General features: G+C 65.2%; 9 protein-coding genes. 6 read left to right on the top strand and 3 right to left on the bottom strand.

The annotated features are described in order from the left end of the window. Positions 1-475 precede the first annotated feature (475 nt). Positions 476-895 (bottom strand): hypothetical protein, encoded by a 420-nt coding sequence (locus tag Q319_RS0109640; RefSeq protein ID WP_029482158.1) that lies wholly within the window; start codon positions 893-895, stop codon positions 476-478. A 55-nt stretch (positions 896-950) separates the two neighbouring features. After that, positions 951-3,467 (bottom strand): heavy metal translocating P-type ATPase, encoded by a 2,517-nt coding sequence (locus Q319_RS0109635; protein WP_029482156.1) that lies wholly within the window; start codon positions 3,465-3,467, stop codon positions 951-953. Between the two features lie 170 nt (positions 3,468-3,637). Between Q319_RS0109635 and Q319_RS0109630 the strand changes: the two genes are divergently transcribed. The 4 genes from Q319_RS0109630 (at position 3,638) to Q319_RS0109615 (ending at position 7,024) form a co-directional block, all read left to right on the top strand. Further along, positions 3,638-3,847, top strand: a complete 210-nt coding sequence (locus Q319_RS0109630) for a CopZ family metallochaperone (protein ID WP_029482154.1) — start codon at positions 3,638-3,640, stop codon at positions 3,845-3,847. Next, positions 3,847-4,194 carry a metal-sensitive transcriptional regulator gene (locus Q319_RS0109625; protein WP_415813298.1) on the top strand — a complete coding sequence of 116 codons (348 nt, stop codon included), beginning with the start codon at positions 3,847-3,849 and terminating at the stop codon, positions 4,192-4,194. The genes Q319_RS0109630 and Q319_RS0109625 overlap by 1 nt, the downstream gene beginning before the upstream one ends. A gap of 66 nt (positions 4,195-4,260) precedes the next feature. Continuing rightward, the gene (locus Q319_RS0109620) at positions 4,261-4,497 is read left to right on the top strand and encodes a glutaredoxin family protein (protein ID WP_029482150.1); all 237 of its coding nucleotides are present in this window, start codon (positions 4,261-4,263) and stop codon (positions 4,495-4,497) included. 58 nt (positions 4,498-4,555) lie between these two features. After that, positions 4,556-7,024 (top strand): heavy metal translocating P-type ATPase, encoded by a 2,469-nt coding sequence (locus Q319_RS0109615; RefSeq protein ID WP_034414507.1) that lies wholly within the window; start codon positions 4,556-4,558, stop codon positions 7,022-7,024. 337 nt (positions 7,025-7,361) lie between these two features. Here Q319_RS0109615 and Q319_RS0109610 read toward each other — a convergent pair whose 3' ends face one another. After that, the gene (locus Q319_RS0109610) at positions 7,362-8,738 is read right to left on the bottom strand and encodes a sensor histidine kinase (RefSeq protein WP_162178633.1); all 1,377 of its coding nucleotides are present in this window, start codon (positions 8,736-8,738) and stop codon (positions 7,362-7,364) included. A 173-nt stretch (positions 8,739-8,911) separates the two neighbouring features. On the opposite strand from Q319_RS0109610, the gene Q319_RS0109605 reads away from it, so the two are divergent. Next, on the top strand, positions 8,912-11,455 hold the full coding sequence (locus tag Q319_RS0109605) for a sensor domain-containing protein (RefSeq protein WP_051655245.1): 2,544 nt from the start codon (positions 8,912-8,914) through the stop codon (positions 11,453-11,455). A 127-nt stretch (positions 11,456-11,582) separates the two neighbouring features. After that, on the top strand, positions 11,583-12,215 hold the full coding sequence (locus Q319_RS0109600) for a helix-turn-helix domain-containing protein (protein WP_029482144.1): 633 nt from the start codon (positions 11,583-11,585) through the stop codon (positions 12,213-12,215). Positions 12,216-12,341: the final 126 nt, after the last annotated feature.

Raw genomic sequence — 12,341 nt, 5'->3', positions numbered from 1 at the left:
TGCCCTGATCAAAATCGTGTCGCAGGTGGACAGCAAGCTGCTGTTGTTCGTCTGGACTCAGCACCGTGGGTGCGCCCTGGTTGTGCGCCCGGCCATCCCCTAAACCGTCCAGCCCCAGGGTGTGATACCGCTGCAAAATGTGACGCGCCCCAGAGACGGAGTATTTGGTCAGTTCCAAAAGCTCAGTTTCTGTTCTGCCTTCCGCAAGGAAGGCAAAGAACTGCGCTCTGCGCCGCTCCACAGCGCAGGTACTGGCCCGATAAATGGCCCAGAAATCGTCAGCGGAGTGCTGGAGTTGGATGGAAGAGAAGAATTTTTTGATCTGGACAGTCTACAAGATTTAATCGGAGTCCGTATAAAGCGGCACCTTTCCTCAAGGCTGGCTTAAGACGGAGCAAGGCCACGGCCGACAGGGTGAGGCGGGCAGCCACAAACAGGCCCCCTTGCAAGAGGGGGCCTGTTGATGTCGTCTGGCTCAGTTGGCTGTGGCCCTGGGATCCAGCCTGTTACGGAGACGCATCAGCAGTTCCTCGCCGCGCTCGTAGCCGGGGCGCACGAAGACCATGGCCATGTTGCTCCAGTCCTGCACGGCCGCAACCTCCTGGCCACCTTCGTTCAGCTTCAGGTGTGGATATGCGCCGTACTCCACGAAGCACTCGAATTCGGTGGCCACCTCCTCCAGGGTGAGGGTGCTCTGTTCGGTCCAGCGCACCAGAAACGGCAACAGGAACGCGGGCTTGCCGCATGAGCCGCCCAGGCCTACCAGGGGCAGGCCGGCGGCGGTGGGCACCTCGTCGCGCAGTTGGGCACGGACCAGAAAAGCCTGGCGGTCACGCACGAGGGCGGGGCCAGTCTTCAGGGAAGCAACGTAGGGGCCAACAGTGAGCCTGGTCATGGGTGTTCTCCTCAGGGGAGCGCGGAAAGTCAGGAACTTTCCGCGCAGATGGGCTTCAGGCGTGCGCAGGCAGGGAAGGTGGGGCAGCGACGGTGACCGCGTCCGGACTCACGGGGGGGCGGAAGCCGCGCAGCCTCAGCGCGTTGGAGAGGACGAAGACGCTGGAAAAGCCCATCGCCGCCGCCGCGAGCACCGGGCTGAGCAGGAGGCCGAAAGCCGGGTAGAGCACGCCCGCCGCGACGGGAATCAGGACGATGTTGTAAGCGAACGCCCAGAACAGGTTGAGCTTGATGTTGCGCAGGGTAGCCCGCGACAGGGCAAAGGCGTTGGGCACGCCGCGCAGGTCGCCCGACATCAGGATCACGTCGGCGGTTTCCACCGCCACATCGGTGCCGGTGCCAATCGCCAGACCGACGTCCGCCTGGGCCAGGGCCGGGGCGTCATTGATGCCGTCGCCCACAAAAGCCACTTTCTGTCCTTTCGCCTGGAGTTCCTTGACCGCGTCACTCTTGCCGCTGGGCAGGACTTCGGCCAGGACCTCGTCAATCCCCAACTGCCGGGCGATCGCATTCGCGGTGCGCTTGTTGTCCCCGGTGATCATCGCCACCTTCAGGCCCATGCGGTGCAGGGCATTGACCGCCTCCAGACTGCCGGCCTTAATCGGGTCGGCGACGGCGATGATGGCCGCGAGCTGACCGTCGATGGCGGCGTACAGCGGGCTCTTGCCCTCGTCACCGAGCTGCTGCGCCTGCTGCGCGAAGACGCTCACGTCCAGCCCCAGCCGGGTCATGTACCGGTCGGCACCCACCTGCACCAGGTGCCCGTCCACAGTCGCTTCCAGGCCATAGCCGGGCACGGCTTCAAAGGCCCCCGGCTTCAGGATGGTGATGCCCTCGCGTTTCGCGGCGTCCACGATGGCCCGGGCGATGGGGTGCTCGCTCTGGTCCTCGGCAGCAGCGACCAGCCTCAGGACGCCCTCGCGGTCAAAGCCCTGGGCTGTGACCAGATCGGTCAGTTCAGGCCGCCCCCTGGTCAGCGTGCCGGTCTTGTCCATGGCCACCACCTGCACGTCCTGAAGACCCTCCAGCGCGCCCCCGCCCTTGAACAGCACGCCCAGTTCGGCCGCCTTACCGGTGCCTACCATGATGCTGGTGGGGGTCGCCAGACCCATCGCGCAGGGGCAGGCGATGATCAGCACGGCCACCGTCGTGATCAGCGCGAAGGAGAGGGCCGTCTGCCCCCCGAGGAGCAGCCACAGCACAAAGGTCAGCGCGGCGATGCCCAGCACGACCGGGACGAAGACGGCGACAACCCTGTCGGCGAGACCCTGGATGGGCGGCTTGCTGCCCTGGGCCGTCTCGACGAGCTTGATGATCTGCGCGAGGGCCGTGTCCGCGCCGATGCGGGTGGCACGGAAGGTCAGGGCGCCGTTCTGGTTGATGGTGCCCCCCACGACGCCCGCGCCTACCTGCTTGCTCACCGGGACGGGTTCGCCCGTGATCATGCTCTCGTCCACGAAGGAGTTGCCGCTGACGACTTCGCCGTCGACCGGGATCTTCTCGCCAGGCCGGACGGAGATCAGGTCACCCACCAGCACTTCATCGGTGGGCAGGTCGAGTTCCTGCCCGCCCCGCACCACACGGGCCGTCCTGGCCTGCAGGGAGAGGAGCTTTTTCATGGCCTCGCTGGAACGGCCCTTGGCGATGGCCTCGAAGTACTTGCCCAGCAGGATCAGGGTGATGACCACGCCCGAAGCCTCGTAGTACACGTGGGCGGTGCCTTCCGGGAAGATGCCGGGCGCGACCGTGGCAACCAGCGAGTACAGGAACGCGGCCGAGGTGCCGATCATCACCAGGGCGTTCATGTCCGGGGATTTCATCTTCAGGCTTTTCCAACCCAAGCGGTAGAAGCGCCGCCCCGGCCCGAACTGGATCGGCACGGCGAGCGCCAGCATCACCCAGTTCAGGGTGCCCATCACGCCGTGCCCAAAGGAGTTCATCAGCCAGTCGTTCACGGCGGGAACAAGCATCGGCACCATGGCGATCAACATCAGGGGAAGGGCAAACGCCGCGCTGAACATCACCTGCCCGCGCAGGTGGGTGACTTCCCGCGCCCGCGCTTCGCGTTCCTGGTCCTCGCGGCTGAGGCCAGCTTGCTCCTCCAGGACCTCGTATCCGGATGCCCGAATGGCCGCCTTGAGTTGCCCGGGGCTCACGCTGGAGGGGAGGTACTGCACGGTGGCCCGCTCGGTGGCCAGATTGACGCTGGCAGCCAGCACGCCGTCCACCTTCTTCAGGGCACGTTCGACCCGGCCCACGCAACTCGCGCAGGTCATGCCCTGCACGCCCAGCTCAGTGTGGCTGACGATGGGTTCGTAGCCCACGTCCTTCACTTTGTCCAGCAAAGCCTGGGGCGTGGTGAGGGCCGGGTCGTAGGTGACCGTGGCGCGCTCTGTGGCCAGATTGACGTTGGCACCCTCGACCCCCTCCACCTTCTTCAGCCCGCGCTCCACTCTCCCGACGCAGCTCGCGCAGGTCATGCCCTGCACGCCCATCTCGATGGTCTTCGTCATTTCTCTGTTCCTCCGATCCCCCCAGGGAGGATATGAATGCTGCAATCATAGACCCTGGGATGGGGGATTGGCAAGAGGGCTCGGAAGAACTTTCCTGCCAGACGGTAGATTTCTAAGACAGTGTTGACACCCAGGGGGGGAGGGTGTAGCCTGAATTCAGGAGGAAGACCATGACCAAGATTGAACTGGACATCACCGGCATGACCTGCGGGCACTGCCAGACAGGCGTGACCAAGGCCCTTGAGAACGTCCCCGGGGTCACCGGGGCACAGGTGGACCTGAGCACCGGCAAGGCTGTGGTGCAGGGCGACGCTGAACCGCAACAGCTCATCGCGGCCGTCACCGAGGAAGGCTACGGCGCCCAGGTGGCGAACCCATAATGGCAGGGGAGACGACCGCTGCTCGGCTGCTGGACGTGACCCCCCCGGAGGGGGAACACGGCCATACGGGCCACACCCTCTGCATGCCAGAGGACAGCCGCAAGCGCGCCGCGCGTCGTCTCGCCATCGCCCGCGGTCACCTCGAGAGCATCCGCCGCTCTCTGGAAGACCCGGACGTGTACTGCGTGGACGTCCTGCGGCAGATCAAGGCGGTGCAGGGCGCACTGGACGGCGCGGCAGGCGTGATCCTGCGCGGCCACCTTGAAGCGCACGTGGCGACTGCCGCGACTCGGGGTGACGAGAAGGAAATCGTCGACGAGTTGATGGAAGTCTTTAAGTACGCCTGAGGTACGCGCTGAGCCTGCCTTCCCGGGGCGGACGCAGGTCCGCCCCTTCTTGTTGTGAGGTTCTCCATGCCAAACGTCGTCCTGTACGCGACGCCCACCTGCCCCGACTGCCATGCCCTGCGCCTGTGGTTCGCCCGGCACGGGGTTCGCTATGAAGAGCGTGACCTGACGGATCCTGCCGTGGCGGACGAGGCAAAGGCGCGGTACGGCGTGCGCGTCGCGCCCATGACCGTGATCGGCGAGCAGTTCTTTTACGGCACCTTCGACCAGCAGCGCCCAAAGCTCGAAGCGCTTCTGGCCTGACCCTTTACAGGAGCTGAACAGCCCCAACCTACGCTGAACGGATGGGCAGGAGAGACGCATGACGATGCACGATCACAGCGGGCACCAGGGCCATCAGCCTGCACCGGCCGCCGTCCTTGAAGTGGCGTTCAAGAACTGCCATGACGCTTCGGAGTTCGCCGATCTGGAACGGAGCCTCGCGCGGGTCCCTGGCGTGACCTCCGTCCACATCGACCGCACACGCGCGGTGGCGCACCTGGGGTATGACCCGGGAAGGGCCACAGATGCTGGGCTTCGGCGGCACCTGCGTGAGGCCGGCTACAACTGCGCCTGCCAGGACTGCCTGCCGTCCTCGGCTCAGTCCGGTCACCCGAGGGTCGGCCAGAGGCACAGGACGCCCGACAGCAGCGCAATGGTGCATGATCACGCCGCAGCGGACCACCCGGGGGCGGCCGGTGAGCAGGATCCGCAGGCTGCGGCCCGTCACGGCCCCCACGACGGTAGGACCGATGCCGGACATGACGCGCACGCCGGGATGGACCACGACGAACACGCGGGGCACGGCGCGGAGATGGTCAACGACATGCTGCGCCGCTTCGTGGTGTCGCTGATCCTCACCGTCCCGATCGTGCTGTACTCCCCGATTGGCGAGCTGCTGGGCTTCATGGCGCCGCCGCCCTTTGGCCTGTCGATGGCCTGGTTTGGGCTGATCCTCGCCACGCCGGTCGTGTGGTGGGGGGGCTGGCCGTTCATTTCTGCCGCCTGGCGTGCCCTCAAGCGGCGCGAGGCGAACATGATGACCCTGATCGCCACGGGCATCCTGGTCTCGTACGTCTACTCGGTGTGGGCCACCCTCTTCCTGCGGACGGATGAGGTGTTCTTCGAGGCTGCCGCGATGCTCACGACCTTCTCGCTGGCCGGGCACTGGCTGGAGATGCGCTCGCGCTTCGCCACGGGGCGGGCGGTGGAGGCCCTGTTGAAGCTGGCGCCAGGCACCGCCCGCGTGGTGCGGGGCGGGCAGGAAACCGAGGTGCCGCTGGAGCACGTTGTCGTGGGCGATGAGATCGTGGTGCGCCCCGGCGACCGGGTGCCGGTGGACGGCGAGGTGGTTTCCGGCGACTCCTACGTGGACGAGAGCATGATCACGGGCGAGCCCATCCCCGTTCAGAAGACGGCGGGCGAGCCGGTGACGGGCGGCACCGTCAACCAGAATGGAGCCTTCACCTTCCGGGCGACGGCGGTGGGGGCAGACACCGCCCTCTCGCGCATCGTCCAGATGGTGCAGAACGCCCAGGCGAGCAAGGCTCCGGCGCAGCGCTTGGCCGACACCGCCGGGAAGTACCTGGTGTTCGTGGCCCTGGGCAGCGGGTTGATCGCCTTTCTGGTCTGGACTCTCCTGGGAGCGGGCGCCGTGTTCGCCCTCACGGCCGCTGTCTCCACCATCGTGATCGCCTGCCCGGACGCGCTGGCGCTCGCCACGCCGACCGCCATCACCGTGGGCGTCGGCAAGGGGGCGCGGGAAGGCGTGCTGTTCAAGAACGCCACCGCGCTGGAGGGGACGGCCGGGGTGGACACCGTGATCTTCGACAAGACCGGGACGCTGACGGAGGGCAGACCCGCCCTGACCGACCTGGTGCCCACAGCCGGCGTGAATGAACGTGACCTTCTGCACCTGGCGGCTTCTGCCGATCAGCCCTCGCAGCACCCGCTGGCTGAGGCCATCGTCAAGGGGGCTGAGGCCCGGGGCATGACCGTCCGGCGTCCTGAAGCCTTTGACAGCGTCCCCGGCCACGGCGTGGTGGCGACCGTCCAGGGCCAGCGGGTGCTGATCGGCAACCGCAAGCTGATGGACCGGGAGGGAGTAGAGGTCGGCTCCCTGTCGGGTGAGATGGACCGGCTTGCGGCGGACGGCAAGACGGCCATGTACGTGGCCGCAGACGGGCAACTGCTGGGCGTGGTGGCGGTGGCCGACCAGATACGGGCGTCGGCGAGCGTGGCGGTCACGGAGCTGCGTCGCCTGGGCGTGCAGACGGTGATGCTCACCGGGGACAACCGCCGCACGGCGGACGCGGTGGCCCGGCAACTGGGGATCGACACGGTGATCGCGGACGTGCTGCCGGGAGAGAAGGCCGCCAAGGTTCAGGAATTACAGGGCCAGGGCCGCAAGGTCGCGATGGTGGGCGATGGGGTCAACGACGCGCCTGCCCTGGCTCAGGCCGAGATAGGCATGGCCATCGGGGCCGGAACCGATGTGGCCGTCGAGACTGCGGACGTGGTCCTGGTCAAGAGTGATCCGGCGAGCGTGGCGGTCGGCATCGCCCTGGCCCGGCACGTCCGGGGCAAGATCAAGCAGAACCTCTTCTGGGCTGCCATTTACAACCTGCTGGCGATCCCTTTCGCGGCGGGCGTGCTGTACCCGGGCTACGGCATCCTGCTGCGCCCGGAGTGGGCCGCGCTGCTGATGAGCGCCAGCACCGTGATCGTCACGCTCAACGCCCTATCGCTGAACCGACTGCGGTTTGACCGCCCCGCAGTGACGGCGACCTGAGCGCTGCAAAAGAAGTGCCCCACCGCAGATGGTGAGGCCTCGGCACGCTTCAGTGCTGCCCTGCCACTGGAGGCGCGTAAGCAGAGAGTCGCGCACGTCGCTCAGCTCAGCCTGTTCCAGGCAGGGCAGCGCCAGCGGGTGGGCAGGTGCCCAGTAGGCCACGGCCACCGCCATCCGTGGTGACGGAGAGCCGGCCGCCGCGCTGTGCGACCTGCTGGACAACGGTTCCCGTGCCGCTCTGGACAGCGCCTGCGAAGGCCAGGCCTTCGCCTAGCAAACTGTGGGGCCTACGGTCGACCTGCCGGCCCGCCTGCAGCGCGCGGCCGCCCCATTGCTTTCAGACCGGCGGCATGTCGCGTTCCGCTGCTGGACGGGGCAGGGTCAGCACGAAGGCCAGGCCCCCTTCCGGTGGACTGGACACCCTGACCCAGCCGCCATGCCGCGCGATCACCCGCCGCACATTCGACATCCCCAGCCGCCCCAGGGCGGTCCGGCGCACCACCGTGCGGTCCAGCACCTCGAACAGCCGATCCTGGGCGTCCTCGGGGACCCCCTCCCCGTTGTTCCAGATGGTCACCACCACATGCCCGTCCGGCATCTGCGCGCTGACGCCGATACACGGCTCCGGATGGTTCCAGGTGTTCTCTAAAGCGAAAGCCAGCAGCTCCAGGAACGCCTGGTACAGCAGCAGCGCGTCGCCGCGCACGTCGCACAGCTCCACGGTCTCCCAGCTCACCGCCCGCCCCCGGGTCAGCGGTTCCAGGTCATGGCGGACCTGGGTCAGCAGGCGGCCCAGGCTGACGGTCTCCAGGTGCAGGGGTTGCTGGTCCACCCGGGCCAGCGTCCGCAGCTCTTCGGTGCGCTCGGCCAGCATCTCGGCTTCCAGACGCGCGAAAGTGAACAGGCGGCGGACACGCTCGGGGGTGCCCTCGCCCAGATCGGCTTCAGCCAGTTTCAGGAAGCCGTGAATGCGCTCCAGCGGATCGCCCAGGTTCTCGGCCAGCGCGCGGGTGAAGCCGTGCAGCTCCAGGTTGCGCTCCTCGAGTTGCTGGGTGCGCTTGGCCAGCACGGCCTGGGCCGCCTGCTGCGCGTCCAGGATCACGGCGCGGTCCAGCGCCTGGCCGCCCAGCCCGGCCACCGAGAGCAGGAAGGCTTGCTCGTCCTCGTCTCCAGGCGTGTGGAACGGCCCGAAGACCAGCACGGCGACGCCGGGAGCCTGCTGGCGTCCGGGCAGGGGCAGCACCGTCTCGGGGGTGCCGAACGAGGCCACGCCGGACCAGGCGGCCTGACCCCAGGGGGTCTCCGTGTCCAGCGAGGCCCCGGACACCAGGGCCAGGGGCTGAACTTCTGGGGACGGAGGCTCTGAAGGCAGGGGGGCAGCTTGAGCGGGAGTGGGCGCTGAATCGGCAGGCGCGGAGGACCACACCTGATCCACCACCCGGTCCTTCCAGTTCAGCGTCGCGATGACGCCGTGGGGACGGCCGTCGAGCGTCGTCAGGGTGCGGAGCAGGGCTTCTGCGGTCTGTCCCACAGATTGCAAGGGGGCGAGGTCCAGGGCCAGTTGCTGGAGGGTGTGGGCGCGTGTTCGGGCCAGCGCTACGGTGTCGATGGGCGTCGGCTTGAAACGACGCCAGAGAGAGTCAACGCGGTCATCTTCCCATCCTAGTCCTTCCGGCGAGTTGGCGGAGAGGTGCGGGTCCGGTGAGCGAGTCAAGGCGCATCCCCGGTGGCATTTTCGGCTGTCACAGATAGAAAGCGTCGCCTGCCAGGGACACTGTCTCATCCTTTGTGAGAAGCGGACAGGCGTCAAGAGACCAATACGACTACACTGGAGGTTAGGAAAGATCAGATCCGCGTCCCCGTTCCTTGGCGCACCCAAAGGAACGCATGAGCGATCTCCTGGCTTTTCAGTTCCACCAGGCGGCGCTCGACGCCGTTGCTTCTTCCCTGGCCGTCCTGGATCATGACGGCCTGATCGTGGAAGTCAATCTGGCCTGGCTCCAATTTGGGCACGACAATGGTCTGTTGCCCGCTCACTCTTCCGTGGGCCGCAACTACTTCGATGCTTGTGAAGCGGCCGTCTCGGCGGATGGCCAGGCCGCCGTCCAGGGAATCCGTCAGGTGATGGCTGGCGAAGTCCCCCAGTATTTTCAAATGTATCCCTGTCACTCTCCGCTTGAACAACGCTGGTTTCAACTGCGCGTCACGCCTTTTGTCGATGCGCCTTTCGTGATGGTGATCCATGAAAACGTGACCGCTCTGCATAAGTCACAGCAACAGACGCTCAAAGACGCCCAGCTGATCGGTGACATTCTGGAGAGCGTTCAGGAAGCCTGTCTGTCTGTCGACAATGACTGGCGTCTGCTGTACTTGAATTCGCGGATGGCCGATTTCCTGGGCGGAACCATTCAGGAACTGCAGGGCCAGAACTTCTGGGAGATCCTTCCTGAGCCATTGCAGGTCCTGCTGTCCGCTCGGTTCCATGAGGCCGTTCATAAACAGCAGGCCACGCAGATCGAGGTCTTGGACGAAATTTTGCAGCTCTGGTTCGAGGTCCGCCTCTATCCTTATCCTGCTGGACTGACCGTCTATTCCTACAATATCAACGATAAAAAAATAGAAGAACAGGCCCAGATCGACCGCAACACCATTCTGGAGATGACGGTCCAGGGAAAAGACCTGACCCTGATCTTGCAGCAGGTCGCCATGATGCTCGAACGGCAGTGGCCTGCGTACGTCTGCACCGTTCTGCTCAAGCAGAAAGGGCGGCTCTACACCTACGCAGCTCCCAGCCTTCCACCTGAATTTGGTCATGCCATTGACGGACTGAACATCAGTGAGAGCGCAGGCATCTCTGCAACAGCCGCTTCACGTGGCGAACTGGTGGTCGTCGAGGACACGGTCAATGACCCCCGATACGCCGACTCCCTCAACATCCTGATCGCCAACGATTTACGGGCCTGCGCGTGCCTTCCCATCATTGACGGCCCGGGCATCGTCCTGGGAACGATCGCGCTGTACAGCCGGGAGCCGGGGTCTTTTCCAGAGCCGTTGCTGCGCGATCTCAAAAGGGCCAGTCATCTCGCTGCGGTGGCCGTCGAACACTCCCTGCTGGCCCAGCACCTGAGGCACCAGGCCAGCCATGACGCCCTGAGCGGTCTGGCCAATCGGGTGCTGTTCGGGGAGCAACTTCAAAACGTCGTCCAAACGGCGCTCACGACGGAAAGCCCGATGGCCCTGCTGTTTCTTGATGTGAACGACTTCAAAGGCGTGAATGACTCGCTGGGTCATCTGGCGGGGGATCAGGTGCTCAAGAGTATCGCCCAGCGCCTCCAGACATGCCTGCGCCCAGGTGAACTTCTGGCGCGAATAGGCGGCGATGAATTCACGGTGATTGTGCCCGTCACGGATCAGGCGCACGCAGTCCAGGCAGCGCAGCGCTGCCTGGACTGCTTTGCCCTTCCCTTCGTGGTTGCAGAGCGAGAAATCTATCTGAGCGTATCGATCGGGATCAGTCTGACACCGGAAGGTGGACGGACCGCCGAGGCCCTCCAGCGCAACGCCGATCTGGCGATGTACCACGCCAAGAGCAACAGGCTGGACATGGCGGTGTACGAGACCGCCATGAGTCGGCGCGCCTATGACCGCTTTGAGCTGATCAGCCATTTGCGCCGGGCCATTGAGATGAATGAACTCGAGGTGCTCTACCAGCCGCAGGTTCAGTTGGCGGAACGAACCATGATCGGGGTCGAAGCCTTGCTGCGCTGGAAGCACCCGCACCTGGGCGTCATCTCCCCGGTGGATTTTATTCCCCTGGCCGAAGAAACGGGCCTGATCATCCCGATCGGGGCGTGGGTGTTGATGGAAGCCTGTCGCCAGGGAATGCGCTGGCGCAAAGCGGGGCATCCGGCCATCCGGATCGCGGTGAACGTGTCGTCGGTGCAGTTTCAGCATGCTGGCTTCGTCGAGATGGTGGCCGCCTGCCTGCATGAAACGGGGTTGCCCAGCGAGCAACTGGAGTTGGAACTCACAGAACGGCTGGTGATGCGTGACACGGAAACCTCAGTGCGGCAAATGCGGGAACTCCGGGGACTGGGCGTGTCCATATCCATCGATGACTTTGGGACCGGATTTTCGAGTCTGAGTTATCTGGTGCGGCTCCCGATCAATCTGTTGAAAATCGATCGGTCCTTCGTCACTGGTTTGAGCAAGACGTCAACGAGCTTTCCGGTGGTCAAGGCGATTGTCGATCTGGCCCGGAGCCTGAACCTGGGGGTGATTGCGGAAGGCGTCGAAACCCAGGAGGAGTGCGTCACGCTCGAGCAACTCGGGTGTTCTCTGGGACAGGGGTACCTGTTCGCGCGTCCCCGGGTGGCCAGTGAGATCTTTCCTGTCGGAGACAGGAAAGACGTGGGACTGGACGTGACTTGAGGACCCGACTCTGGTCACCCTGTCAAACAGCAGGTCAGACCTCGCACGGGGGGGCGTGGCGTGAGCCACGCCCAGGGGGTGGGTGACGAACGGACCTGCGCGGCTGATCCCAGCAAAGGAGACCACCATGACCGATGCCCGCACCCTGCTGAGCGCCTGGGCCAACCTGCCACCGGAAGTCCGTGCCCTGGCCACGCCCATTGACACCGAGCAACAGTACGACAAGACCGTGGCCACCTATGAGGCCGTCCTGAACGAGGGAGAGAAACAGACCACTCATCCCCTGGACAGTCTGGCCGGGCTGTTGCGGGAGCGCCTGGAGGCTTACGAGGATCTTGTCTTCCTCCTGCCGCCCGCACCGCCACACCGCCTGCTCGCCTTTCTGAGGCAGGAGCGGGCCATGACCCAGACAGAACTGGCCAGGGTGCTGGGCATCTCGCAGGTCAATGCCAGTCGCCTGCTGGGCGGCCAGACGGCGCTGTCATTGAAAGCGGTGCGGACGCTGGCGGCGCAGTTCCGTATTCTTCCAGAGGTCTTCCTGGCCTGGCGACAGGTCCAGGAGCAGGTGAGGAAGTTAGAACCGTTCCAGTGGTCGCCGCTCAGGCCGTGGCCCAGCCATCAGCACAGATGGGAGCTGCACCTGTTTCTCTGGAGACGGGTCGGCATCTGCGCCAGATCAGGACCAGCCGCCAGACCAGCGGAGTGCCCAGTGCAGGCCACGGACCAGGGTCAAGGCGTGAAGGGGCCACGACAAGACTGAAACTGATGGTGAACCTGCAATGGCCAGTGCTGAGACAGGGAAGTGTCAGGTCAGGGTCTTAGACCCTCGGCCCAAGCTGTCAGACAATCCAAAAACCAACCCTGATCTGACGCTTTTTAGCCATCA

The organism is Deinococcus marmoris DSM 12784 (genome assembly GCF_000701405.1).
GTDB lineage: Bacteria > Deinococcota > Deinococci > Deinococcales > Deinococcaceae > Deinococcus > Deinococcus marmoris.
Note: the sequence above shows the minus strand (reverse complement) of the source record. Positions and strands in the feature narration are given on the sequence as shown.